Origin of the sequence: Streptomyces olivaceoviridis (genome assembly GCF_014650115.1) — a bacterium.
Taxonomy (GTDB): Bacteria; Actinomycetota; Actinomycetes; order Streptomycetales; family Streptomycetaceae; genus Streptomyces; species Streptomyces olivaceoviridis.
The window spans coordinates 746812-771174 of record NZ_BMUI01000001.1; the positions used below are offsets into that span (position 1 = coordinate 746812).

The window sequence follows — 24363 nt, forward strand, 5'->3', positions numbered from 1 at the left end:
TGGGTGCGTTTACTTCCGGTCCTGCTGGAGGGTGGCCCACAGACCGTAGCCGTGCATCGCCTGCACGTCGCGCTCCATCTCCTCGCGGGTCCCGCTGGAGACGACCGCCCGGCCCTTGTGGTGGACGTCGAGCATGAGCTTGGTGGCCTTGTCCTTGGTGTAGCCGAAGTACGTCTGGAAGACGTACGTCACATAGCTCATGAGGTTGACCGGGTCGTTGTGCACGATCGTGACCCAGGGGACGTCGGGCTCGGGTACGGCGAAGACCTCCTCCGCCGACTCGGTGCGTTCGATCTCTACGGGCGCGGGTGACGTCACAAGCCCATGCTGCCACGGCCTCCATAAATCGTCACACCGACGAAAAGGGAGTACGATTCCTCGCCATGAACACAGCGGACCTTGGGCTACCGGTGGACGTTCCCTCGACAGCGCTCTTCACGGACCAGTACGAGCTGACGATGCTGCGCGCCGCGCTGAAGGCCGGTACGGCCGAACGGCGGAGCGTCTTCGAGGTCTTCACCCGGCGGCTGCCGAACGGGCGCCGCTACGGCGTGGTGGCCGGCACCGGCCGCGTCCTGGACGCGGTGGAGAACTTCCGCTTCGACTCCGGCGTCCTCGGCTTCCTGCGCGAGCGGGACATCGTCGACGAAGAGACCCTGCGGTGGCTCGCCGACTACCGCTTCAGCGGCGACATCTGGGGCTACCCCGAGGGCGAGGTGTACTTCCCCGGCTCGCCGATCATGCGCGTCGAGGGCAGCTTCGCCGAGTGCGTCCTGCTGGAGACCGTCATCCTGTCCATCCTCAACCACGACTCCGCCATCGCCGCCGCCGCCTCCCGGATGTCCTCCGCCGCCGGTGACCGCCCGCTGATCGAGATGGGCGCGCGCCGCACCCACGAGCTGGCCGCGGTGGCCGCCGCCCGCGCCGCCTACGTCGGCGGCTTCGCGACCACCTCCGACCTGGCCGCCGGCTTCCGCTACGGCATCCCGACCGTCGGCACCTCCGCCCACGCCTTCACCCTGCTGCACGACCGCGAGCGCGACGCCTTCCAGGCCCAGGTCGACACCCTCGGCCGGGGCACGACCCTCCTGGTGGACACCTACGACGTCGCCGAGGCCGTCCGTACGGCGGTGGAGGTGGCCGGCCCCGAGCTGGGCGCGGTCCGCATCGACTCCGGCGACCTGCTGCTGGTGGCGCACCGGGTGCGGCAGCAGCTGGACGAGCTGGGCGCGACCGCCACGAAGATCATCGTGACCTCCGACCTGGACGAGTACGCCATCGCCTCGCTGGCCGCCGCGCCGGTGGACGCGTACGGCGTCGGCACCCAGCTGGTGACGGGCTCCGGGCACCCGACCTCCTCCATGGTCTACAAGCTGGTCGCCCGCGCCGAGTCCGCGGACCCGAAGGCGCCGCTGCTGCCGGTCGCGAAGAAGTCCAGCGGCGGCAAGACGTCCATCGGGGGCCGCAAGTGGGCGGCGCGGCGGCGGGACGCTGAGGGGGTCGCGGAGGCCGAGGTCATCGGCACCGGGCCGGTGCCGGCCGAGCTGGCCGACCGGCAGCTCCTGGTGGAGCTGGTCAAGGGCGGCGAGGTGGTCGCCCGGGAGCCGCTGGACGTGGCCCGGGACCGCCACATCGCGGCCCGCGAAAACCTGCCGCTCTCCGCGATCCAGCTGTCAAGGGGGGAACCCGTCATTCCGACGGAGTACGTCCACGGGCGCTCGGGCAGCTAGCGCGGGACCCCGTCCGCCCCTCGACGCCCCCTCCCGCAGGAGCCCGGGATTCTCTAGGCTCAGTTACTTCACTCTCAGTCGAAGGACACCCACCATGCGCCGCGCCTTGATCGTCGTAGACGTGCAGAACGACTTCTGCGAGGGGGGCAGCCTCGCGGTGGCCGGCGGTGCCGACGTGGCCGCCGCCATCACCGAGCTGATCGGCCAGGCGGCGGGCACCGGATACCGGCACGTGGTGGCCACCCGCGACCACCACATCGCGCCCGGCGGCCACTTCGCGGACAACCCCGACTACGTCCGCTCCTGGCCCGCGCACTGCGTCGCGGGCACGGAGGGCGTGGGCTTCCACCCGAACTTCGCCCCGGCCGTCGCCTCCGGCTCGGTGGACGCCGTCTTCGACAAGGGTGCCTACGCGGCCGCGTACAGCGGCTTCGAGGGCACGGACGAGAACGGCGTCGCCCTGGCCGACTGGCTCCGCGCCCGGGAGATCACGGAGGTGGACGTGGTGGGCATCGCCACGGACCACTGCGTACGGGCCACGGCCCTGGACGCCGCGCGAGAGGGCTTCCGCACGCAGGTCCTCCTGGACCTGACGGCCGGGGTGGCGGGCGAGACCACCGAGCGGGCCCTGGAGGAGCTGCGGGAAGCGGGCGTGGAACTCACCGGCAAGCCCGTGGTGAGCGGCTAGGGGAACGCCCGAAGGGGCGCGGGGACCCGCACGGGCGGCCACGGCGGGCCCGCGGTCGCCGTACCCGCGCCCCCACACACAGGCGTCACCCCTGCCGCACCAGCGCCGGTCCGCGCAGCAGCGCCCGGATCGGGTGCCACAGCTCGTTCACCATGACACCGTTGTCGGCCGGGGCCGTGCGCCATATCAGGCCGTCGGGGTGGTGCAGGACCGCCGTGATCTCGTCCGGCGTCGGCGGCTCGGCGTTCCCCCGGAGGTAGATCGCCCGCAGGCCCAGGTTGCGCAGCCTGGTCAGGGCCCGCGCACGGTTCCGGGCGTGCACGAGCACCCGCACCCCGGCGGGGCCGTACGGCAGGTTCAGCGCCACCACCACCGTGCCGTTCGGCAGCTTGCAGAAGCCTCCAGCGGCCATGCGGTCACATCCCCGTTCCGGTCGGTGTCAATAAGCGGTCCACAGGACGCACCTAAACACGACCGGCGGCAACCCGCCAAGGGGTTGCCGCCGATACGCCTCTGACCTGCGATGACGCGGACTACTTCACCGCGGGACCGATCTTGAGCTGGATCGTGGAGCCGTCCTTGGCCTCCTTGACGATCGTGATCTTGGTGTTGGTGTCAGTGACCTTCACCCCGCCCGTCGGGTTCGCCGGGTCGTAGTAGGTGCTGGTGTGGTCGTTGAAGACCCGGACACCCTTCGAGCCCTTGATCTTCAGCGCGACGTCGGCCTTGTGCAGCGTGATGCCGTCCGTGCCGTAGATGCTGAACGGCGAGTCGTAGGCCTGGATGCGGTTGCGCAGCAGCGTGCCGTCGGCCCACTTCAGTGCCTTCGGGTGCGAGTCGATCGGCAGGATCAGACCGGAGCCCGGGTGGCCGTTGGCGGCGTTCGTGTTGTTGTCCGCCTGGGAGGTGTCCCACTTCCAGATCAGCAGGCCGTTCTGGTACGGGTAGTGCTCCACCCAGTCCGGGCGCGACGCGAAGCCGAAGTTGTACGGGCCCGTCTTCAGCGTCTTGTCGTACGACACGTACTGCCGGTTCTCGGCGATGTAGTACTGCTTGTAGTCCTTGGTGAAGGACGCACCGATGCGGGAGAAGCCGTCCGCGGTCCAACCGGCGTCCGCGGTCTCGGCGTTGTCCGAGAACAGCGGGGTGCCGTCGGCGGTCACCGCGATCTCGTCGGCCGTGAAGCCGTTCTCCGCGACACCGCCGTCGGTGGCGTAGCGGAAGCGCAGGTCGACCTTCTTGCCCGCGTAGGCGTCGAGGGAGAACGCCAGCTTCTTGTGCGTCTGCGAGAAGCCGCTCAGCGCCGGCTTGCCGCTGGCGTCGCGCGGCAGGGCCTGGCCGTCGGCCGTGCCGTCCAGGGCGGTCCAGTTGGCGCCGCCGTCGGTGGAGACCTCGGTGTAGACGTAGTCGTAGCCGGCCTCGGTGGCCCACCAGCCGTCCAGGGTGAGGCTCGCCGAGGACTTGCCGGTCAGGTCCACGGAACGGGTCAGCGTGTTCTTCAGGTTGTTGCCGCTGCCGCTCCACCACTGGGTGGCGCCCTGCGCCGGCTCGGTGATGGTGGTGGTGACCGCCTTGTCCGGCAGGGTCACCACGAGGGCCTGCTTGTCCCAGGTGTTGTACTCGGCGACGCCCAGCTTGTGCGTGGACTGCTTGCCGGCCTTGGCGGTGTCGTAGTTCAGCCAGCCCAGCTGGAGCTTGTCCCAGGCGTTCATGTCGCCCGGCAGGTCGCCGATGGACTCCTTGCCGGTGCCGAGCCAGGAACCGGAGGACATCAGCGTCCAGAAACCGGTGGAGTTGTCGCCGCCGGCGGTGTCGTACTCGTCCGGCAGGCCGAGGTCGTGGCCGTACTCGTGGGCGTAGACGCCGAGGCCGCCGTTCTCCGGCTGGATGGTGTAGTCGCCGACCCAGATGCCGGTGTCGCCGACCTGCGTGCCGCCGAGCTTGTTGTTCTCGGGGCCGGTGGCGCCGGCGTCGGTGCCGAAGGCGTACCAGCGGTGGGCCCAGATCGCGTCCTCGCCCTGGGCGCCGCCGCCGGCGGACTCGTCCTCACCGGCGTGCACGATCTGGAAGTGGTCGACGTAGCCGTCCGGCTCGTTGAAGTCGCCGTCGCCGTCGTAGTCGTAGCGGTCCCACTGGTCGTACTTGGCGAGGTCCGACTTGATGTCGGCGTCGGTACGGCCGGCCTTCTTCTGCTGGGCGACCCAGGCGTTCAGGCCGTCGCTGACGACGTTCCACACGCTCGGGCAGTTGGTGGCACCGCAGGCGTTGTTGCCGTAACGGGCCTCGTTGTAGGGGACCTTGACCCAGTCGGTGACCTCACCGGAGACCGAGTAGCGGCCCGAGGACTGCTTCTCGTAGTACTTCTTCAGCGACTCGGTCTTCTTGCCGGTGCCGAAGTAGAGGTCCTGGAAGTGCTTCTGGTCGTAGTCCTTCTGCCAGGCCGTCGAGTTGTCCTTCTTGCGGTCCGGCGCGGCGATCTTGTTGTGCAGCGGGCCCGGGGTGCCGCCGACCTTGGGGTCGGTCTGGTCGCCGAACTCCACCAGGATCGTGAAGATCTTGTCGGTCTTCTCGCGGCTCAGTTCGACGTACTTGCTCTGGCCCTTGCGGCTCTTGAGCTCGACGACCTTGGAGCCGTTGCGCTCCTTCGCGGTGGCCTTGCCCGATATGAGCTGGTTCAGGGCCTCTTCGCGCTGGGCCTCCTGGGTCTTGCTCAGGGGGCCGTCCAGGTCGTGCGCGCGCTGCTTCACCGGAGCCGGGTCGTGCCGGTTGGCCGCGGCGTTCTGGGCCTGGGTGCCCGCCTCCGCGACGGCGAAGGTGGCGAACGTGGCGGAGGCCGCCGCGAGCGTCACGCCGATGGCGGCCGCTCTGAACGTCCAGGATCTGCTGGTCACTTGAGTTCCTCCCCCGCGCCGCGCACACGGACAGATGGTTCCGGGTCTTGGAGGAATCCGTGCGCGCACGATCAACGCGTGTAGTCAAGTGACGACATTTGACTAGAGGTTTAGCTGAAAAAACAGACCTTGACTTGAGCAGGACAAGTGCACTATGCGGAGGTGACGTCCGCTTTACGAACACGTGCCGGCCCGCCGACCGGCGCAGGGGAACGCCCGTTTGGCCGGGACGGTGACTCCATGCGCCCCCTGTGCACCGGTACCGTGGGTTAGGTCACGCTTACCGGGCGTCCCGCTCGGGCATGCAGGCCAACAGAGTGGCACCCCCGACTTCCGAAGACTGCCGAGGACACGATTGCCATGCCTCGTCCGACCGCCGCACAGCTCGCCTACGGTTCCTGCACCGTGATCTTCTCGACGCTCGCCATGCTGCTGCTGTCCCAGACGAGTTCGGGCCTCGGGGTCGCCGTCATCGCCCTCGCGGCACTCGCGCTGGGCCTGCTGGTCGCCCTGACGGTCCCCGTCCCCGGGGCGCGCGCGGAGCGGGCCCCGGCCGAGCCCGTCGCGGAGGAGGAACGCGTCCCCACGGCCCTGTGAGCGGACGGGGACACAGCGCCGCGGAGCTTGCGGCAGTGGCGGTTCCGGACGTCCCGGAACCGCCACTGCCGTGCGAGCACTCCCGGCGGCCGGCTCAACCGGTGCTGACCACCACCGTCTTGGCCGCCTTGTCGTGCAGGCCCTGTTTGTACGGCTTGTCGAAGAAGCTCCAACCGCCCGAGATCGCCGTCCAGATGCAGGCGCAGCAGAAGGCGAACGGCACCCACAGCACCAGGGAGCGGATCAGCATGGTCTGCACGGAGGGCGTGGCGCCGTTCTCCAGGTTGGCCACCCGCAGGCCGAGCCACTTCTTGCCGAGGGTCTGCCCCGACCTGGTCATCAGGACGGTGTCGTACGCGATGTAGAGCACGGCCGCGATGACGGACTGGGCGAGGGACCTGCCGACCTCCGCGCGCTCACTGTCGAACGTGTACGCGCTCACCCCGATCGCCCAGGTGAGCAGCAGCACGACGATGCCGACCAGGATCATGTCGATGATGCGCGCGAGCGTCCGCTTGCCGCTGTCGGCGAGCGGGGGCATCCCGGCCAGCGGGTCGGCGGGGTAGCCGCCGGGACCGTAGGGGCCGCCGCCCGGACCGCCGCCGTAAGGGCCGCCCGGACCACCGCCGTAAGGACCCCCCGCGCCGCCGCCGGGGGGAGGGGGCTGGGCTCCGCCGTACGGGGCGTCGTACGGCGAGCCCGAGCCCTGGTCCGACGGGGGCCGCTTCCTGAAGGGGTCGTCCTCGGGGGGCTGCTCTCCGGAGCCGGGGGGCGGTTCGCTGCTCATGGCCCGAGTGGAACCCGAAGATCCCGGCTCCGCATCCGGCAGACGGCCGGACGGAGTACGCGCGCTCAGCCGGCCACGAAGGTGTGGGCCGCCTTGTCGTGCCAGCACTGGTGCCAGGGCCGGTCGAACAGGCACCACAGCACGCCCACGATGCCCACGACCAGCAGGCCCGGCACGCTGAGGACCAGCCAGCGGCGCAGTGCCGCGCCGAACGCCGGGGGCTCGTGCGCCTCGATGTCCCGGACCTCGAGACCGCACAGCTTCTTGCCGAGGGTGCGGCCCCACCTGGCCGTGGGGAGCACCTCGTACAGGACACCGGCCAGGAGCAGGACGGCGAGGACGACGCCGAGGCTGGTACCGGTCGTGCCGTCGAGCAGCCAGACCGTGACCTCGTGGCCGGAGAGCCGGGCCGCGTCGATCTTCTGCTGGACGTGGTCCACGGCCCGGGTGCCGAGCGGGACCGCCGCGGCGGCCGTCACGGCGCCGATGGCCAGCAGGTCGATCAGCCGCGCGGCGAGCCGCTTGCCGAGTCCGGCGGGGCGGGCGGCGGCCTGCCGGCGCGCCGCGGCCTGGAAGAGGTCCTCCACCGGCGGCTTCCACGGCGCCACGGGCTGCTCGTCCCCGCCCCCGGCGAGCTGGTGCACCTGCTGCGCCCAGGAGGCCTGCCCGCCGCCGGGTCCGCTGGTCAGCGGGGTGACGGGGGCACCGGCCTGGCCGGGACCCGCCTGGTGCGGCACCGACGGGGCCACGGGGGCGGGGGCGGGAGCGGCCGGGGAAGGCTGGGGCGTGGGAGAGGGCTGCGGGATCGACGGTGACTGCGGTCCCTGGGCCGCCGGGGGTGTCTGTGCGGCGGCGGCGCGGGCCGCGGCGGCCTTTCCGGCGCCGAAGCCCGGGTTCGCGGGCGCGCCGACCGGGCCCTGCGCGCCGGAGCCGGCCGGGCCGCTGTCGGTGCCGGACGGGGCCGGCGGGGCGGACGGGACCGGGCGGAAGGTCATCGTGCCGTCGTCGGTGCGGTCGGCCGCCGCCGGGCCGGGGATCGGGCGGCGGAAGATGAAGGTGCCGGGGTCGTGGGGGTCGTCCTGCGTCGGCGGGATCGTCGCGGCGCCGTCGGTCCGGGTGGCGGCCCGGCCGTCGGGGGCGGTGGAGGCGTCGGCCGGCACCCGGGGGTCGGCACCCCAGGGTTCACCGGGCTGACCGGGTGACCCGGGCTGAGCGGGCTGACCGGGCTGACCGGGCCGGGCCGGTCCACCCGGCCGGCCCCACTGCGCACCGTGCGCGGGCTGCCCGCCCCGCGGGTCCCGCCGGCCCGCGCCGCCCGGCTGCTCCTCGTCCGGCGGGTCCTCGTCGAAGAAGTGAGGACCCGTCTCCTCCACGGAAGGGGACGCCGGGCGGGCGCCGGGGGGCGGGGTGAGCGGTTCGCCGTTCTTCGGCGCCGGGCGGCTCGTGCCGGGCACCCAGGAGGCGCCGTTCCAGTACCGGACGTAGCCGGGGATGGACGGGTCCGGGTAGTAGCCCTCGCGGGGCCGGTCGTCGCCTGGGGCCGGGGTTGGGGCGCTCATGTCCGTCGTCCCGTATCTGCTCGGGGGTGGGATGGGGGCCTCCACATCTATCAGACCCGGGCATCCCCCACCGCCAGTCCCGCCGGACCCACCCCTTTCCGGGCAACGCCGCACGGGACTCCCCGGGCCCCCGAAAAGAAGTTCCCCGAACCCGCGTAATGGTCCGGCCCCTGCCCCCTCTCCCCCGGTGCGGGCCCGTCCGGTGGCCCCGACGCGAGAGGAGACGCAGGTCATGCGGCACACCGTGGTGGAGCGCGAACTGGAGCTGAGGCTCGTCCTGTCACCCGAGCAGAGCGTCCCGGTGCCGGCCCGGCTCGCCTACCGCTCCGACGACCCCTACGCCGTCCACATCACCTTCCACATCGACTCGGCGCACCCCGTCGACTGGACGTTCGCCCGCGACCTGCTGGTGGAGGGGGTGTTCCGGCCGTGCGGGCACGGGGACGTGCGGGTGTGGCCGGCGAAGGCGGACGGGCGCGGCGTCGTGCTGATGGCGCTGAGTTCGCCGGACGGCGACGCGCTGCTTCAGGCGCCGGTCCCGCAGGTGTCGGCTTGGCTGGAGCGGACGCTGCGGGCGGTGCCGCCGGGCACGGAGGGCGGCCGGCTGGGCATCGACGACGCGCTCGACCACCTGCTCGCCCGGTGAGCCCGGTGAGCCCGGTGAGCCCGGCGTCAGAAGAGCTTGCCCGGGTTGAGGATGCCCAGCGGGTCGAAGACCTGCTTCACAGCCCGCTGCATCTCCACCCCGACCGGGCCGATCTCCCGGGCCAGCCACTCCTTCTTCAGGACGCCCACGCCGTGTTCGCCGGTGATGGTGCCGCCCAGCTCCAGGCCGAGGGCCATGATCTCGTCGAAGGACTCGCGGGCCCGGCGGGACTCCTCGGGGTCGCGGGCGTCGAAGCAGACCGTGGGGTGCGTGTTGCCGTCGCCGGCGTGCGCGCAGACCCCGACCGTGAGGCCGTACGCGGCGGCGATCCGCTCCACGCCCTCCAGCATGGCGCCGAGCCGGGAGCGGGGCACGCACACGTCGTCGATCATCGTCGTGCCCTTCACCGCCTCCAGCGCGGTCAGCGAGAGCCGCCGGGCCTGCAACAGCATCTCGGACTCGGCCGCGTCCTCGGCCGGGACGACCTGGGTCGCGCCGGCGGCCTCGCACAGGGCGCCGACCGCGGCCAGGTCGGCGGCCGGGTCCGGGGTGTCGAACGCGGCCAGCAGCAACGCCTCGGTGGTCTCGGGCAGCCCCATGTGGGCGAGGTCGTTGACCGCCTTGACCGTCGTACGGTCCATGAGTTCGAGGAGGGACGGCACATGACCGCCCTCCATGATCCGGCAGATGGCGTCGCAGGCCGCCGCCGCGGAGGCGAACTCGGCGGCCAGCACCAACTGCCGGGGCGGCTTCGGCCTCAGCGCGAGGACCGCCCGGACGACGATGCCGAGGGAGCCCTCGGAGCCGACGAAGAGCCGGGTCAGGTCGTAGCCCGCGACGCCCTTCGCGGTGCGGCGGCCGGTGGACATCAGGCGGCCGTCGGCGAGGACGACGTCCAGGCCGAGGACGTATTCGGCGGTCACGCCGTACTTGACGCAGCACAGGCCGCCGGAGGCCGTGCCGATGTTGCCGCCGATGGTGCACATCTCCCAGCTGGACGGGTCCGGCGGGTAGTACAGGCCGTGCTCCTCGACCACGCGGGACAGGGTCGCGTTGACCACGCCCGGTTCGACCACGGCGATCCGGTCGACGGGGCTGATCTCCAGGATGCGGTCCATCTTGGTGAGGGACAGCACGACACAGCCCTCGGTGGCGTTGGCGCCGCCGGACAGGCCGGTGCGGGCGCCCTGCGGGACGACGGGCACGCGCAGCTCGGTGGCCGTGCGCATGACGTGCTGGACCTGCTCGACGGTGCGCGGGAGGACGACGACGGCGGGGCTGCCCGCCGGGCAGAAGCTCGCCATGTCGTGGGCGTAGGAGGCCGTGACGTCGGGGTCGGTCAGGACGGCCTCGGGCGGCAGGCCGGCCAGGAGCCGGTCGGTGAGGTTACCGGTGTGCTCGTCGCGCGGTGCTTCGATACGGCTCATGATCACAGCGTGTCACTCACGGCCATCGGTGTGAACCCCGCCCGCGCCGCTCCGGGGCCACACGGATGTGCTCGTCGTATTGACGCACAGTGAGCGCCATGGACAACCGACAGTGCGTGGGGACGTCACTGGTCCCGGAGCCGCCGGCGCCGCGCCGGCGGGTGCTGCGGCGGGTGCTGGTCGCCTCGCTGGCGGGCGGTGTCGTGGCGGGCACCGTGCTGATGCTGCTGCCGCACGAGCGGCGGCACGGGCCGGCCGCACCGCCCGCCGCCGGTCCGCAGGCGCGGCCACGGGCGCAGGTGCCGGCGCTGACGACGGTGACCTACGGGGTGCCGGCCGCGCTGCCCGGACTGACGGCGCTCATCGGGCGGCAGGAGCGGTTGGTGCGGGCGCAGCCGCAGGACGCCCGGGCCTGGGCGGTGCTGGGGTCGGCGTACGTGGAGCGGGGACGCCGGGCGGGTGACGCGGCGGACTACCCGAAGGCCGAGCGGGCGCTGCGGGAGTCGCTGAAGGTGCGGGGCGGCCGGAACACCGAGGCGCTGGACGGCCTGGCCTCGCTGGCGCTGGCGCGCCGGGACTTCCCGGCGGCGAAGACCTATGGCGAGCAGGCGCTGAAGGCGGCGCCGAAGCGGTGGCAGGCGTATCCGCCGCTGATCGACGCGTACACCGGGCTCGGCGACTACGAGAAGGCCCGCTCCACTCTGGACAAGCTGCTGGCGCTGCGCACCGATGCGGCGGCCCGGCCGGCCGTGATGGCGCGGGCCTCGGCGGTGTACCGGGACCGGGGCTGGCGCGAGGACGCGGTGGCCCAGCTGACCGACGCGGCGGCGGCGGCCCGCACCCCGGCGGAGCAGGCGGCGTGGCTGGCCGGACTGGGACAGCTCGCCTGGGAGCGCGGGGACCTCGCGGACGCGCTGCGGCACTTCGAGGCGGCGCTGCGGCTCGATCCCGACCAGCGGGCGGCGGCGACCGGGCGGGCGCGGACGCTGGCCGCGCTGGGGCACACGCCGCAGGCGCTGGCCGCGTACCGGGCCGTCGTCGCGAAGCAGCCGAACCCCGCGGACCTGCTGGAACTGGGTGAGCTGTACGAGTCGCTGGGGCAGCCCGGGGTCGCCGAGGAGCAGTACACGCGGATGAAGGAGGCGGTACGGCGGGCGGTGTCCGGCGGGGTGGACGAGGAGGTGCTGATCGGGCGGTACGAGGCCGACCACGGGGACCCCTGGGACGGCGTGGAGCGGTTGCGGGAGGAGTGGCGGCGGCAGCCGGGGACCGAGGTGGCCGACGCGCTGGGCTGGGCGCTGCACCGGGCCGGTGAGGACCAGGAGGCGCTGACCTTCGCGACCACCGCGACGGACGAGACGAAGGGGGGTGGGGTGCGCAGCGCGCTGTACGCGTACCACCGGGGCGTGATCGAGGCGGAACTGGAGCGGTACGCCCCCGCGCGGCGGCACCTGGAGGAGGCGCTGCGCATCAACCCGTACTTCTCGCCGCTGAAGGCGCCGATGGCGCGGGAGGCGCTGCGGGAGCTGGGCGACGTACCCGACGAGCCGCCGCCCAGCGAGTAGGGCCCGCCGTTACAGGTTGCCCCGCTTCTCCTGCTCGCGTTCGATCGCCTCGAACAGCGCCTTGAAGTTGCCCTTGCCGAAGCCCATGGAGCCGTGCCGCTCGATGAGCTCGAAGAACACGGTCGGGCGGTCCTGGACCGGCTTGGTGAAGATCTGCAACAGGTAGCCGTCCTCGTCGCGGTCGGCCAGGATCTTCAGCTCGCGCAGGGTCTCGACCGGCACGCGGGTGTCGCCGACCCACTCGCCGAGGGTGTCGTAGTAGGAGTCGGGGGTGTCGAGGAACTCGACGCCGGCCGCCCGCATGGTGCGGACCGTCTGCACGATGTCGTTGGTGTTGAGCGCGATGTGCTGGACGCCCGCGCCGCCGTAGAACTCCAGGTACTCGTCGATCTGGGACTTCTTCTTGGCGATGGCGGGCTCGTTGATCGGGAACTTGACCTTGAGGGTGCCGTCGGCGACCACCTTCGACATCAGCGCGCTGTACTCGGTGGCGATGTCGTCGCCCACGAACTCCTTCATGTTCGTGAAGCCCATGACCTTGTTGTAGAAGGCCACCCACTCGTTCATCCGGCCGAGTTCGACGTTGCCGACGCAGTGGTCGACGGCCTGGAAGACGCGCTGGGCGGGCGGCTCGACGATCGGCCGGGCGGCGGTGTAGCCGGGCAGGTAGGGGCCGTCGTAGCCGGTGCGCTCGACCAGGGTGTGCCGGGTCTCGCCGTAGGTGGCGACGGCGGCGAGGACGACCGTGCCGTGCTCGTCCTTCAGCTCGTACGGCTCGGCGACGCTCTTCGCGCCCTGCTCGACGGCGTACGCGTACGCGGCGCGCGCGTCCGGGACCTCGATGGCCAGGTCGATGACGCCGTCGCCGTGCGCCGCCACGTGCTGGGCGAGGAAGTGGCCCCAGGCGCTGCTCGGCTTGATCACGGAGGTGAAGACGAAGCGGGCGGAGCCGCTCTCCAGCACGTAACTGGCGGTCTCGCGACTGCCGTTCTCCGGTCCGGAGTAGGCGACCAGCCGCATGCCGAAGGCGGTGGAGTAGTAGTGCGCCGCCTGCTTGGCGTTGCCCACGGCGAAGACGACCGCGTCCATTCCCTTGACCGGGAAGGGGTCGTCCTGCCGGGCGGTCGTGTCGGGAGTGAGGTCTGTGGTCTGCGTCATAGCGGAAGGGTGGCTCTGCTCTGCAAGGTGCGCAATAGTTCGCGCAATCGCTGGGCAATCTGACCAGTGGTATCACCGCCCTGGCGGTGTTTCTGTACAGGATGACCATCTCAGGGGGTCCCGTGGCGATCGATCATCTGGACGGGCGCATCATCGTGCTGCTGGCCCGGGAGCCGCGCATCGGGGTGCTGGAGATGTCCCGGCGGCTGGGCGTGGCGCGCGGGACCGTGCAGGCGCGGCTGGACCGGCTCCAGTCGAACGGGGTCGTGCGCGGCTTCGGCCCGCAGGTGGATCCGGCGGCCCTCGGCTACCCGGTCACCGCGTTCGCCACCCTCCAGATCCGGCAGGGCCAGGGTGCCGACGTACGGGCGCACCTGACGACCGTGCCGGAGGTGCTGGAACTGCTGACCACCACCGGCAGCGGGGACATGCTGTGCCGGCTGGTGGCCCGCTCGAACGCCGATCTCCAGCGGGTGATCGACCGGGTCGTCGGCTTCGACGGCATCGTCCGGGCCTCCACGGCGATCGTCATGGAGAACCCCGTTCCGCTGCGGATCATCCCGCTCGTGGAACAGGCGGCGGCGGACGCCGAACGGCTGTAGGCGAATCCGGCGCCCGGGAATCAACAGCTCGGGACCGAGCCCTTGCCCTTCTCCAGCGCCACCAGGGCGTCGACCGCGCCCTTGAGCGTGGTCACCGGGACCAGTCGCAGCCCCTTCGGCAGCTCCGCCTCGGCGTCGGCGCACTCCGCCTTCGGCACCAGGAAGACGGTGGCCCCGTCCCGGCGCGCGGCCTGGGTCTTCAGGGCCACCCCGCCGACCGCGCCGACCTTGCCGGCCGCGTCGATCGTGCCCGTACCGGCGATGACGCGGCCCCCCGTGAGGTCGCCGCCGCCGCCGTCGCCGTCCAGCTTGTCGACGATCCCCAGGGAGAACAGCAGCCCCGCGCTGGGCCCGCCCACGTCGGCGAGCTTCAGCGTCACCTTCACCTCGCCGGCGCCGAGCCCGAGGTACTTCAGCGCGGCCTGGGTCGCCGCGTCCTGGGACTGGCGCATCTGTGCCTCGTTGTGCTGCTCGATCTCCTTGACGGTGTCGCCGCTCGGGTAGACCGAGTCGCGCGGCAGCACCGCGCGGTCGGTGCGGAACCAGCTGTCGACCACGTCACCGAGCCTCACCTCGGCGTCCGGACCGGTCGCCTCGATCGTGGTCATCCGCAGCTGCCCGCTGGTCCTGCGGGTCTCCGCGCCCGAGACCGTGATCACCGGGGTGCCCTGGTTCCGCCCGAGCACGTTCGCCGTCATGCCGGGCTGCGCCACCGAGAACGGCAGCGGCGCGAACGCCGCCGTGGCGAGCAGGGCCACGACGGGCAGCGCGCAGACGGCGAGGGCCTGGGGGCGTGAGAGACGTGAGAGCACGAGCTCAATCTAACGTGACGACCAGGTGCGCCTTCTGCCGCGTACGGGTCCGTCATGGCGTGTACCGGTGCCGCCGGTGGCCGAGGAGGGCAGGGGACCACCGTCGAGTGCGGCGAGCGGGCGGCTGGCCGCGCGGTTCCCCGCGCCCCTTTCCGGGGCGCCGCGGTGCGGTCGGCCGCGAGGGGCTCAGCGCAACGCTTCCGCGACCTCCCTCGCCGCCTCCACCACGCGCGCACCCACCCGTTCCGGAACGGCGTCCGCGAGCATCACCACGCCCACACTGCCCTCGACCCCCGTCACCCCGACCAGGGGCGCCGCGGCCCCGCTCGCCCCCGCCTCCAGCTCCCCGTGCGTGAGCGTGTAGCCGGGATCGGAGGACGGCGACTGCCGCGCGGAGAGGATCGCCTTGCCGGCCGCACCCCGCTCCAGCGGGTGCCGGAACCCGGCCCGGTAGGCCACGTGGTAGTCCGTCCAGGTGGGCTCGACCACCGCGACGGCCAGCGCCTCGGACCCGTCCACGAGCGTGAGGTGCGCCGTCGCCCCGATGTCCTCCGCGAGCGACCGCAAGGCGGGCAGCGCGGCCTCCCGTACCAGCGGATGCACCTGCCGGCCGAGCCGCAGCACGCCGAGTCCGACCCGGGCTCGACCGCCCAGATCACGCCGTACGAGCGCGTGCTGCTCCAGCGTCGCGAGCAACCGGTACACCACGGTCCGGTTCACGCCCAGTTTGGTGGACAACTCGGTGACGGTCAGCCCGTGGTCGGTGTCGGCCAGCAACTTGAGGACGCGCAGTCCCCGGTCGAGCGTCTGAGAGGTCTCCGCGGTCACGACGCCCACTCCTTCGGCGGTGAGGCGGCGGCCCCTGTTCGGCGGATGCGTCACCGAGTCCCGTCGGCGACGCGCTTCAGAGGCCGCCGATCGGCAGGACGGCCCGGCGGCTCCCGGGCCGAGTCGCTTCACGGCTGCGCTCCGCGGCGGCGCTGCCACGGGGCGTGTGCGTAGCGGGACAGTAGCGAAGCAGGTTCGCTGAGCGGAAGTCTTCGTCCAGAATCCGGGCAAGCCCAGATCCGGCCTGCCTGCATTCGTCCGGATACGCACACACGAAGATCCGCGCCGATGCCGCCACACGGCGCCCTCTCACCGACCCGGGCCCGGGGCAGACCCCTCGGGCGGCTCGCTCTCACCGACCCCAGCCACCCACCCGGGGTCCGGGGCGGAGCCCCTGGGCGGAGCCCTATCGGCGGACCGAGTCGGGTGGGCGGGTGGGAAACCAACCTCCCCGAGCCCAGCGCGGCGTCACCGCATGCGCGTGGCCCACTCCCGGACCTTCTCGATCCGCTGCCGCAACTGCCCCGCCGTGGCCTCCGCGCTCGGCGGCCCCCCGCACACCCGCCGCAGCTCGGTGTGGATCACGCCGTGCGGCTTGCCGCTCTGGTGCACATACGCGCCGACCAGCGTGTTCAGCTGCTTCCGCAGCTCCATCATCTCCTTGTGCGTGACCACCGGCCGCCGCTCGGCCGGCAGCTCCAGCAGGTCGGCCTCGGTGTCCGGCTTCTTCCGGCTGTGCGCGATCTGCCGGGCCTGCCGCTTCTGCAACAGCAACTGCACCTGCTCGGGCTCCAGCAGCCCCGGAATCCCCAGGTAGTCCTGCTCCTCTTCACTCCCGGGGTGCGCCTGCATGCCGAACTCGGCGCCGTCGTAGAGCACCCGGTCGAAGACGGCGTCGGACTCCAGCGCCTCGAACGGCAGCATGTCCTGCTCGCCGGTGTCCTCGTCCTGCTCCTTGTTCGCCTCCTCCATCTCCTTCTCGGATTCGGCGTACGGGTCCTCCTCGCCCTCCTTCTTCGGCTTGTCGAGGGCGTGGTCCCGCTCCTTCTCCATCTCGTTGGCGAAGGTCAGCAGGTCGGGCACGGTCGGCAGGAACACGGACGCGGTCTCGCCGCGCCGCCGGGACCGTACGAAACGCCCGACGGCCTGTGCGAAGAACAGGGGCGTCGAGATGGTCGTCGCGTACACGCCCACCGCGAGCCGGGGCACGTCGACCCCCTCGGACACCATCCGCACGGCGACCATCCACCGGTCGTCGCTCGCGCTGAACTCGTCGATCCGCTTCGACGCCCCGGCGTCGTCGGACAGCACGAGCGTCGCCTTCGTCCCGGTGATCTCCCGGATGAGCTTGGCGTACGCGCGCGCGGAGTCCTGGTCGGTGGCGATGACGAGCGCGCCCGCGTCCGGGATGGCCTTGCGGACCTCGGTCAGCCGCTGGTCGGCGGCGCGCAGCACGCTCGGCATCCAGTCGCCGCGCGGGTCGAGGGCCGTACGCCAGGCCTGGCTGATCGCGTCCTTGGTCATCGGCTCGCCGAGCCGCGCGGCGACCTCGTCGCCGGCCTTGGTCCGCCAGCGCATGTTGCCGCTGTAGGAGAGGAAGATCACCGGCCGGACGACCCCGTCCGACAACGCCGACCCGTAGCCGTACGTGTAGTCGGCCGCGGACCGCCGGATCCCGTCCGCCCCCTCCTCGTAGGTCACGAAGGGGATGGGGTTGGTGTCGGACCGGAACGGCGTACCGGTCAGCGCGAGACGCCGCGTCGCCGGCTCGAAGGCCTCCAGACACGCCTCGCCCCAGGACTTGGAGTCGCCGGCGTGGTGGATCTCGTCCAGGATCACCAGCGTCTTGCGCTGCTCGACCCGGTTGCGGTGCAGCATCGGACGCACCCCGACACCGGCGTACGTCACGGCCACGCCGTCGTACTCCCTGCCGAGCGGGCCCGCGCTGTACTCCGGGTCGAGCTTGATCCCTATCCGGCCCGCGGCCTCGGCCCACTGCTTCTTCAGGTGCTCGGTGGGCGCGACCACGGTCACCTGCTGTACGACGTGGTGGTGCAGGAGCCAGGAGGCGAGCGTCAGCGCGAAGGTCGTCTTGCCGGCGCCGGGCGTGGCGACGGCGAGGAAGTCACGCGGCTGCTCCTGGACGTACTTCTCCATCGCCCCCTGCTGCCAGGCGCGCAGCTTGCTGGCGGTACCCCAGGGGGCCCTGCCCGGGAAGGCGGGCGAGAGGTGGTGGGAGGAAGCGGACGAGGCGGCGGTGGTAGTCACGGTCTCCGAGCGGGGTAGGGCGGCTACGTATGACAACCGGGCCACCCTACCGGCGCCGCCCTGCGCTCAACGCGCGGACGACCCCGGGTCGCCCGCGGGTGGGAGCGACGTCACAACAGCCCCGACCACCCCACCGCACCCACGGCCCGACCGCGCTCACCGCCCCCTCACCGCGTCGGCGCCGACCCCTCCCGCAGCCGCGTGGTCACCCAGGCACCCGCCACCGCCACCGCCGCCATCGGCAGGAAGACGGCGGCGAAGGCGGCGGGATGCCCGCCACCGGCCCCCGTCGTGGCCGCGGTGCTGCCGCCGCCCAGGGCCGCGAAGGCCGCGCCGGTGGCCGCCAGGAGCACGACGTTGGAGAGGGCGTCGGAGATCTGGAGCGCGGCGGAGTTGGCGCCGGCCTCCTCCGGGGCGGACAGCTGGAGCAGCAGCACGCTGGTGGAGGAGATCACCAGGCCCATCCCGAAGCAGCCGACGCCCCAGGCGACGGCCACGGTCCACACGGGCACGGAGTGCAGGAGCACGCTCGGCGCGGTGACGATCGCGACGGCGACCAGCACCATCCCCACGGTCATCAGCCGCTCCCGGTGCGGCGCCAGGCGCGGCCGGGACTGCACGAACGAGCCCAGCGCCCACGTCCCGCCGCCGGCCGCCAGCGAGAACCCGGCGAGCGTCGGGGACAGCCCGCGCTGCGTGACCAGCATCAGCGGCACGAAGGACTCGGCGGCGACGAAGGACCCCGCGGACAGCCCGCGCAGCAGCACCACGCAGGGCAGGCCGCGGGCGGCCCGGTAGGTGCCGTGGGGCAGCAGCCCGAGCACGGCGGGCACCAGCAGGGCCGCCCCGGCCAGTCCCGGGAGCAGGGCGAGGGGCCGTAGGTCCTGGGCGGCGTACTGGAGGAGCCCGGCGCCCAGGGAGATCCCGAACGCGAGCCGGATGCGCCGCCGGTCGAAGGAGCCGGGGCCGGCCTCCGCGTCCACCGGGCCGGCCGCCCGCCGCCGTATCTGGGGCAGGGCGAGGGCGAGCGGGAACACGACGAGGACCGGGATGCCGAGGAAGACCCAGCGCCAGCCGAGGTGCTCGGTGACGGCGCCGGAGGCGAGGGGACCGACGATCGAGGGGACCACCCAGCCGGCGGCGAAGGAGGCCATGATCGCGGGCCGCAACCGCTCCGGATAGGCGCGGCCCACGACGACGTACAACGCCACGATGACCAGCCCGCCCCCGAGCCCCTGCACGGCCCGCCCCAGGATGAACATCCACATGACCTGCGCGGTCCCGGCGACGACGAGGCCCACCGCGAAGGCCGCGATGCCGGTCGTCAGCGCCCCGAGCGGGCCGCGCCGATCGGACCACTGCCCGGCGAGCACCATCCCGAAGAGGCTGGTGGTGAAGTACCCCGAGAAGGCGAACGCGTACAGCGCCAGTCCGTCCAGCTCTCGCGCGGCGACCGGCATGGCGGTCCCCACGGCCGTCGCCTCGAACGCGATGAGGACCACGACGGAGACGATTCCGACGCTGAGCGCCCGGTACGCCCTGCTCAGCACACCGCCGTCCTGCTCGGCGGGCGGATCGAGGACGGCGGGCTCACGGGATCCAAGGGCACTCATGTGCGACAGAGTAAGGCCCACAGCCACCTTTGGCCCCTGTCAGGAGTCCGACCCTCACTAGGCCCTTGGTCGTACGCCCCGCCCCGCTTCATGAACGGCACATGGCAGTCCCGTTGCACCCCACCCCATCCCCTTGAGCCCCCGGCCCCGGCCCCCGTACGTTCTTGAACACGGACACGGCCGTGTGCCCGAGTGGTTCAGGGACTCGCCTGCAAAGCGAGTTACGCGGGTTCGATTCCCGCCACGGCCTCTGATGCCCGAACCAGGCGGAACGGAAGGGCGGCACCCCGTGCGGGATGCCGCCCTTTCCTCTGTCGCCTCAGCTGCGGGACGCGTACGAGACGAAGTCCGTCCAGGCGTCCGACGCGACGGCGAGTTGCGGGCCACCGAGGGACTTCGAGTCACGGACGTGCACCTCGCGGGGAGTGACGGCCACCTCGACGCACGACTCGCCGTTGGTGCCGCCGCTGTAGCTGCTCTTGAACCATGCCAGTTCGGAGGGGTGCCCGGCGGAGGCCTCGCGCATCATGTCTCTCCCAGCAGTTTCTGGATGAAGGCAAGCGACTCCCGGGGTGGGAGGGCCTGCGCCCGGATGGTGCCGTACTGCAACTCCAGGATGCGGAGCTGCTTCGGGTCGGAGACGGGCCGGCCGTTGAACAGGCCGTCGGAACGGCCCACCGCCTTGCCGTCCGAGAACTTCAGCAGCTCGATCCTGCCGTCCAGCCCGGGGTGGGCGTCGGTGTTCGTCGGCATGACCTGGAGCGAGACGCTGTTCAACTGCCCCACCTCCAGCAGATGTTCGAGCTGCCGACGCCACACCATTGTGCCTCCGACTTGCCGGCGCAGCGGCGCTTCCTCCAGCACGAAGTGGATCGATGGGGCCGGTACACGCTCGAAGACCGACCTCCGGGCCAAGCGGGCGGCCACCATGCGTTCCACGTCATCCGGCGAGTACGGTGGCTGCGCGGCCCCGATCACGGCTCGTGCATGCTCGGCCGTCTGTAGAAGTCCGGCGATGATGTTGCACTCGTACAGGCCGATCTCCACCGCCTTGGCCTCCATCTCCGCCAGGGCGCGCACCTTCTTCGGGTAGCGGACCTTCTGCACGTCCTCCTTCATCGCCGAGAGCAGGCCGCCGGCTCCCAGGACGTCATCGGCCCTGTCCAGGTACTCGGGCCGGGGAATCCGCTTTCCGCTCTCGGTCGGGTAGCCGGGGCCCATTGCTGGGACCCCGGCCCCCTCAGAACCGGGCATGCGGTTTTCACCGCACCACGGCTCAAGCAGGTCACATGGGCCTGCCCGCATCCGCGCCTTCGAGCGCGTGATGTTGCTGGTGGCATTGCGAGTGGAGGAGTTCGAGGTTCTTCAGGTCGTTCCCGCCGCCGTGCTTTCGGTGCACGATGTGGTGCACGTTCAGCGTCCGGCGGACGGCGTCGAACCAGGACACCCAGTCGTGCACGTTGTCCGGTTCGAACTCAGCTCCTTCGACGAGATCGAGGCCGCATCGTGCGCATCGGCCCTTCTGGCGGACGGCAAGAGTCTGGACGAACTTGTTCTCCAGTCTCAGTTTTGTCCGCTTGGCCGCACGTTCGGCCCAGTAGTCGGCCAGCGCCGGGTCGTCCTTGGAATGGGCTCCAAGGACCAGCACATGCCGGACGATTCTGGTCATGGCGGCGGGCTTGATATGCACTGAGCCTTCTCCGAAGATCCAGCGGTTCTCACTCCCGGGAATCCGCTTGTCCCAGTACCGGGCCGCGATCCACTGCTTTCCCTTCCGTCGATGCTGTCTGCTCGCCCAGTTCCACAACTGTCCGAACATGATCCGATCGATGTCGTTGAAAGCCCTCTTGGAGCTCCAGGGTCGGTAGTACATGGTCCATCCCCGGACGAACGAGTTCATCGCGCGGATCAGGCGATCCGCTGGACTGCCCCGATGCGTCCGGGCGATTTCCCGGATACGTTCCCTGGCCTTCATTACCGCGTCCTTGCTCGGTGTCACAAGGGTGTAGCCGTTGGCATAGGTCCGAATCGTGCACCCGAGGAAGTCAAAGCCGTCCGTGAGGTGTCGGACTTTCGTCTTCTCCTCATTGAAGGCCAGCCCTCTGGGCGTGAACCATTCCTTCAGCCGCCGGTATGCCTCGTGTGCGGCTTGCTCCGTGTGACAGATGACCACGAAGTCGTCCGCGTACCGCACAAGTGCCGGAGAGTCTTCCTTGATGACGCGGGAACCCCGCTGCTTCTTCCAGGAGACCCCGGCTGCCTCTTCCATTCCGTGCAGAGCGATGTTGAGCAGGAGCGGACTGATGACCCCTCCTTGCGGGGTGCCTTCCACCGTCGGTGCGAAGACCCCCCTGTCCATCACTCCGGCCTTCAGCCATCCCTTGATCGCGTCCCTGGCGGGGAAGCTGCCGATGGACCGCATCAGGTGCGCATGGTCGATCCGGTCGAACGCCGCCGACAGGTCGGCGTCCAGCACCCATCTCCGGAGGCTGGCAGGCTTGCCCACCACCTGGAAGATGGCCGCCAGGGCGTCATGACATCCCCGGCCGGGGCGGAAGCCGTAGCTTCGCGCCTCGAAACGCGCCTCCCACTCAGGTTCCAGGGCGTTCTTCACCCTGGCCTGGTGGACCCGGTCCCGGATGACCGGGATACCGAGCGGGCGCGTTTTCCCATTCGCCTTTGGAATCTGTACTCGCTTGACCGGGCGGGGCCGGGTGGCCCCATCCCGCAGGAGATGACGGGCGAGCCGACCCCGCAACTTCGGGTTCAGCGCCGTTTCCCCATCTACTCCAGCGGTCTTCCGCCCCCGACTCACCTGCGTGACCCGCCGCACGCTGAGCAGCGTGTTCGCAGCCGACCTCATCATGAGCTTCTGGAGGTTTCGGACCTTCTTCATGTCACCAGCTTGGGCGGCCTTGAAGATCCTCTGTCGCAATCTCGTTACTTCACGGTCGACCCGGCCCCAGTCGATCTGGTGCCAGGCGTCCGCGTCGTCGACAGCTCCGTTCCAGAAGGGAGCCGATCCATTCTCATGTTCCACGCGCCCTCCCTGTCTAACTTGCACTGTCGTGAACTCGATTCGTCGTCGGTACTTCAAAGACCCACCCGGTCCGCTTGGGCGTCCTTTCGGACCCGGGCATCAGCCCGGTATCCGCCGAGTTATAGCCGGAGGGTGGAGTCCCTGTACCCGACCTTTCCCCTTGCCTTTCGGCGTGGCGGCATTCGCTTCTCGAACCATCCTTTTCCCGCAGAGGAGTTCAGCCTTCGTTGCCTCCGGCCTACCCAGAGGGACCTCTACGGGTTTTCCCTGTTCCACACACACGAGATACGTCCGGGGTGGGCGCCCTCTCTGACCCGGGAGCCGCGGTGACCTACTCCAGATAATCCAGATGCCGTCCGGAGTCGCGTAGGGGTTCTCACCCGATAGCTCCTAGACCGCCTCGACTGATCCCACTGAGGCGGCTGATCTTTACGAGTCCTCATCAAGGGTTCACTTGTGTTCACCCGTCCGGACTTTCCCCGACCCGTACCGATCCAGTGGTCGTCTCGGCCTTCGGTCTGTTGGCCAGGCTCCGCACCGAGGAATTACTTCCTCCGCACGCTGGCTGGGGAATCGACCAGTTGGTCACAGGTCGAAAGCGTCGATATCTCCATCCCAACGCTTACTCGGTTGTGCGGCTTTCAGGTCGCACATCTTGTAGACCATGTCCTCCCCGTAGCCGACGGCCTTGGCGAAGTCACCGGCTCCTCATGCCCACCGCTTCCCGGCGCAGCTTCAACTGCCGTCCGACAGTGGCGATGACGGCGATGCCCCACTCGTCGTCCGGGTCGACCTGCCAGCCCCGCTCACTCATCTCGCCCTTGAGCGTCTCCGCAGCCGCGTCGACCGCCATGCGCACCCCTCCGTCACCGTGCGTGTCTGCACCAACACGGACCACGGTAGGGATTGCAGCCACGCTCAGTGACCGGAATCGGGGAAATCATCGCGGTCTGAGGTCAGAACACCCCGCCCGCCTCGTCCTGGAAGAGGTTTGTCCAGTAGTGCCAGGTCGTGTCCGGTGCGGTGCCCGTCGGGTCGATCGAGTGGAGGGTGTGGATCATCAGGGCGACCAGGTGGTCGTAGGCGTGGGTGGACAGTTCGTGGGACAGGTGGGCGTCGATCGTGCGCTCGTGGTGGATGAGCCACAGGGTGAAGGCCAGGGTGGAGACGTCGGTGTTGAGGGGGTAGAGCGTCGCCTCCGGCTCGTTGAAGGTGAGGACCGCGCCCGTTCTGCCGTCGATCACCAGGCTGTTGTCCTCCAGGAGGTGGCCGAGGCGGATCAGGTGGTCGCAGTGGGCCGGGAGTTCGGCGAGGGGGTAGTCGGGGCGTTCCTGGGTGACGTACTCGCGGAGCGTGGGGAGCGGGACGTCCGTGTCGGCGTGGAAGAAGACCGCCTCCTCCGGCAGGCCCGTCTCGCGCAGGAAGCGGCGGGTCGGCTCGTGGGTGAGCGTCCTCGGGAAGTCGACCTCCTCGAAGCGGGCCACCCTGCCGTGCCCGAACTGCTGGTCCAGGACGCGCGCGGGGACGTCCAGGGTGAGGCCCGATGCCGTGCCGGGGCCGGCGATGAGGGAGAGCGGGCGGATCAGGGCCGCCGCCTTCCAGTACGGCGGGACCTCGCCGCCCGTGCCCTCCTCGAAGAGGGTGAGGAGGCGACGGGAGGCCTCGGTCACGGTCCTGGGGCCGTACTGGCCCGCGAGGGCGGCGAACCGGCCGCGCAGGCCCGCCAGTTCCTCGGTGACCGCGGCGAAGCGCAGCAGCGTGTTCAGGGAGGGCGCGAAGGGGCACGGGTCGGACGCGTCGAAGAGGTAGGCCGTCGTCAGCTCGCCCGTGGCGCCGTCGAGCAGGATCGACTGGCGCTCCATGCCGGCCGGGGTGAGCAGTTCGCCGATGACCAGGCGGCCCCGCAGTTCCTCCGCCAGGTGGAAGGGGCTGTCGGCGGCGTCGGCGAGCGTGCGCAGGCCGTACGTGCGCAGCGGGGAGAAGGTCAGCAGGGCGGTCTCCGCGGGCAGTCCGGCGCCCGCGAGCAGGCCGCGCGTCGGCGCGTGCGTGACGTAGCGGTCCAGTTCCGCCTCGGTCAGCGTGATCGCCGGAACTTCGGCGTCCGTCGTACTCATCGCTCCCCCGCGATCTCCCGGTGCGTGGCAGGCCCGCG

General features: G+C 71.1%; 21 protein-coding genes, 1 tRNA gene and 1 pseudogene. 7 read left to right on the forward strand and 16 right to left on the reverse strand.

Translation table 11 applies throughout. The annotated features are described in order from the left end of the window. Nucleotides 1–9: 9 nt before the first annotated feature. Nucleotides 10–318, reverse strand: a complete 309-nt coding sequence (gene clpS, locus IE273_RS03405; RefSeq protein ID WP_014672994.1) for an ATP-dependent Clp protease adapter ClpS — start codon at nt 316–318, stop codon at nt 10–12. 65 nt (nt 319–383) lie between these two features. On the opposite strand from clpS, the gene IE273_RS03410 reads away from it, so the two are divergent. Continuing rightward, the gene (locus IE273_RS03410) at nt 384–1730 is read left to right on the forward strand and encodes a nicotinate phosphoribosyltransferase (protein WP_189813593.1); all 1347 of its coding nucleotides are present in this window, start codon (nt 384–386) and stop codon (nt 1728–1730) included. A gap of 94 nt (nt 1731–1824) precedes the next feature. Beyond that, entirely contained in the window at nt 1825–2418 is a 594-nt protein-coding gene (locus IE273_RS03415) for an isochorismatase family protein (RefSeq protein WP_189813594.1), read from the forward strand. A gap of 85 nt (nt 2419–2503) precedes the next feature. Here IE273_RS03415 and IE273_RS03420 read toward each other — a convergent pair whose 3' ends face one another. Continuing rightward, a complete protein-coding gene (locus IE273_RS03420) occupies nt 2504–2830 on the reverse strand; it encodes a hypothetical protein (protein ID WP_189813595.1) in 327 nt (108 codons plus the stop codon). Between the two features lie 121 nt (nt 2831–2951). Then, nucleotides 2952–5309, reverse strand: a complete 2358-nt coding sequence (locus IE273_RS03425) for an immune inhibitor A domain-containing protein (RefSeq protein WP_189813596.1) — start codon at nt 5307–5309, stop codon at nt 2952–2954. 360 nt (nt 5310–5669) lie between these two features. On the opposite strand from IE273_RS03425, the gene IE273_RS03430 reads away from it, so the two are divergent. Beyond that, nucleotides 5670–5906 carry a hypothetical protein gene (locus IE273_RS03430; RefSeq protein ID WP_189813597.1) on the forward strand — a complete coding sequence of 79 codons (237 nt, stop codon included), beginning with the start codon at nt 5670–5672 and terminating at the stop codon, nt 5904–5906. Between the two features lie 94 nt (nt 5907–6000). On the opposite strand, the gene IE273_RS03435 is transcribed toward IE273_RS03430, so the two are convergent. Beyond that, complete coding sequence (locus IE273_RS03435) at nt 6001–6693, reverse strand: RDD family protein (protein WP_189813598.1); 693 nt, start codon at nt 6691–6693, stop codon at nt 6001–6003. Nucleotides 6694–6758: 65 nt separating this feature from the next. Beyond that, complete coding sequence (locus IE273_RS03440) at nt 6759–8252, reverse strand: RDD family protein (RefSeq protein WP_189813599.1); 1494 nt, start codon at nt 8250–8252, stop codon at nt 6759–6761. Nucleotides 8253–8484: 232 nt separating this feature from the next. Between IE273_RS03440 and IE273_RS03445 the strand changes: the two genes are divergently transcribed. Beyond that, on the forward strand, nt 8485–8898 hold the full coding sequence (locus tag IE273_RS03445) for an SsgA family sporulation/cell division regulator (RefSeq protein WP_189813600.1): 414 nt from the start codon (nt 8485–8487) through the stop codon (nt 8896–8898). A gap of 26 nt (nt 8899–8924) precedes the next feature. Here the strand turns inward: IE273_RS03445 and IE273_RS03450 are convergent, their stop codons facing one another. After that, nucleotides 8925–10331, reverse strand: coding sequence for an FAD-binding oxidoreductase (locus IE273_RS03450; RefSeq protein ID WP_189813601.1), 1407 nt, complete (start codon nt 10329–10331; stop codon nt 8925–8927). Between the two features lie 92 nt (nt 10332–10423). On the opposite strand from IE273_RS03450, the gene IE273_RS03455 reads away from it, so the two are divergent. Then, entirely contained in the window at nt 10424–11890 is a 1467-nt protein-coding gene (locus IE273_RS03455) for a tetratricopeptide repeat protein (protein ID WP_229887049.1), read from the forward strand. A gap of 9 nt (nt 11891–11899) precedes the next feature. Here IE273_RS03455 and hppD read toward each other — a convergent pair whose 3' ends face one another. Next, nucleotides 11900–13048 (reverse strand): 4-hydroxyphenylpyruvate dioxygenase, encoded by a 1149-nt coding sequence (hppD, locus tag IE273_RS03460; RefSeq protein ID WP_189813602.1) that lies wholly within the window; start codon nt 13046–13048, stop codon nt 11900–11902. Between the two features lie 122 nt (nt 13049–13170). On the opposite strand from hppD, the gene IE273_RS03465 reads away from it, so the two are divergent. After that, entirely contained in the window at nt 13171–13650 is a 480-nt protein-coding gene (locus IE273_RS03465) for an Lrp/AsnC family transcriptional regulator (RefSeq protein ID WP_189813603.1), read from the forward strand. 20 nt (nt 13651–13670) lie between these two features. Here the strand turns inward: IE273_RS03465 and IE273_RS03470 are convergent, their stop codons facing one another. The 4 genes from IE273_RS03470 to IE273_RS03485 form a co-directional block, all read right to left on the reverse strand. After that, on the reverse strand, nt 13671–14462 hold the full coding sequence (locus tag IE273_RS03470) for a S16 family serine protease (RefSeq protein ID WP_189813604.1): 792 nt from the start codon (nt 14460–14462) through the stop codon (nt 13671–13673). A gap of 186 nt (nt 14463–14648) precedes the next feature. Then, nucleotides 14649–15290, reverse strand: a complete 642-nt coding sequence (locus IE273_RS03475) for an IclR family transcriptional regulator (RefSeq protein WP_189813605.1) — start codon at nt 15288–15290, stop codon at nt 14649–14651. Nucleotides 15291–15758: 468 nt separating this feature from the next. Next, entirely contained in the window at nt 15759–17558 is a 1800-nt protein-coding gene (locus IE273_RS03480; RefSeq protein WP_189813606.1) for a DEAD/DEAH box helicase, read from the reverse strand. Between the two features lie 167 nt (nt 17559–17725). Further along, a complete protein-coding gene (locus tag IE273_RS03485) occupies nt 17726–19171 on the reverse strand; it encodes an MFS transporter (protein WP_189813607.1) in 1446 nt (481 codons plus the stop codon). 178 nt (nt 19172–19349) lie between these two features. On the opposite strand from IE273_RS03485, the gene IE273_RS03490 reads away from it, so the two are divergent. After that, nucleotides 19350–19421: transfer RNA gene (locus IE273_RS03490), tRNA-Cys, on the forward strand. Between the two features lie 69 nt (nt 19422–19490). Here IE273_RS03490 and IE273_RS03495 read toward each other — a convergent pair. The 5 genes and pseudogenes from IE273_RS03495 to IE273_RS03515 form a co-directional block, all read right to left on the reverse strand. Beyond that, nucleotides 19491–19700 carry a DUF397 domain-containing protein gene (locus IE273_RS03495; protein ID WP_189813608.1) on the reverse strand — a complete coding sequence of 70 codons (210 nt, stop codon included), beginning with the start codon at nt 19698–19700 and terminating at the stop codon, nt 19491–19493. Beyond that, nucleotides 19697–20425 carry a DUF5753 domain-containing protein gene (locus tag IE273_RS03500; protein WP_229887050.1) on the reverse strand — a complete coding sequence of 243 codons (729 nt, stop codon included), beginning with the start codon at nt 20423–20425 and terminating at the stop codon, nt 19697–19699. Before IE273_RS03500 ends, IE273_RS03495 begins: the two co-directional genes overlap by 4 nt. Before the next feature lie 31 nt (nt 20426–20456). Continuing rightward, complete coding sequence (ltrA, locus tag IE273_RS03505; RefSeq protein ID WP_189813609.1) at nt 20457–22211, reverse strand: group II intron reverse transcriptase/maturase; 1755 nt, start codon at nt 22209–22211, stop codon at nt 20457–20459. A gap of 651 nt (nt 22212–22862) precedes the next feature. Further along, nucleotides 22863–23064 (reverse strand): annotated as a pseudogene (locus tag IE273_RS03510) (helix-turn-helix domain-containing protein); the annotation flags it as partial. A 103-nt stretch (nt 23065–23167) separates the two neighbouring features. Further along, on the reverse strand, nt 23168–24325 hold the full coding sequence (locus tag IE273_RS03515; RefSeq protein WP_189813610.1) for an SUKH-4 family immunity protein: 1158 nt from the start codon (nt 24323–24325) through the stop codon (nt 23168–23170). Nucleotides 24326–24363: the final 38 nt, after the last annotated feature.

What these genes read in the sequence shown, in the direction of transcription:
- IE273_RS03410 (WP_189813593.1), top strand. Translation starts at nt 384, where the DNA reads ATGAACACAGCGGACCTTGGGCTACCGGTGGACGTTCCCTCGACAGCG.
- IE273_RS03415 (WP_189813594.1), top strand. Translation starts at nt 1,825, where the DNA reads ATGCGCCGCGCCTTGATCGTCGTAGACGTGCAGAACGACTTCTGCGAG.
- IE273_RS03420 (WP_189813595.1), bottom strand. Translation starts at nt 2,830, where the DNA reads ATGGCCGCTGGAGGCTTCTGCAAGCTGCCGAACGGCACGGTGGTGGTG.
- IE273_RS03430 (WP_189813597.1), top strand. Translation starts at nt 5,670, where the DNA reads ATGCCTCGTCCGACCGCCGCACAGCTCGCCTACGGTTCCTGCACCGTG.
- IE273_RS03435 (WP_189813598.1), bottom strand. Translation starts at nt 6,693, where the DNA reads ATGAGCAGCGAACCGCCCCCCGGCTCCGGAGAGCAGCCCCCCGAGGAC.
- IE273_RS03440 (WP_189813599.1), bottom strand. Translation starts at nt 8,252, where the DNA reads ATGAGCGCCCCAACCCCGGCCCCAGGCGACGACCGGCCCCGCGAGGGC.
- IE273_RS03445 (WP_189813600.1), top strand. Translation starts at nt 8,485, where the DNA reads ATGCGGCACACCGTGGTGGAGCGCGAACTGGAGCTGAGGCTCGTCCTG.
- IE273_RS03455 (WP_229887049.1), top strand. Translation starts at nt 10,424, where the DNA reads ATGGACAACCGACAGTGCGTGGGGACGTCACTGGTCCCGGAGCCGCCG.
- hppD (WP_189813602.1), bottom strand. Translation starts at nt 13,048, where the DNA reads ATGACGCAGACCACAGACCTCACTCCCGACACGACCGCCCGGCAGGAC.
- IE273_RS03485 (WP_189813607.1), bottom strand. Translation starts at nt 19,171, where the DNA reads ATGAGTGCCCTTGGATCCCGTGAGCCCGCCGTCCTCGATCCGCCCGCC.
- IE273_RS03495 (WP_189813608.1), bottom strand. Translation starts at nt 19,700, where the DNA reads ATGATGCGCGAGGCCTCCGCCGGGCACCCCTCCGAACTGGCATGGTTC.
- IE273_RS03500 (WP_229887050.1), bottom strand. Translation starts at nt 20,425, where the DNA reads ATGCCCGGTTCTGAGGGGGCCGGGGTCCCAGCAATGGGCCCCGGCTAC.
- IE273_RS03515 (WP_189813610.1), bottom strand. Translation starts at nt 24,325, where the DNA reads ATGAGTACGACGGACGCCGAAGTTCCGGCGATCACGCTGACCGAGGCG.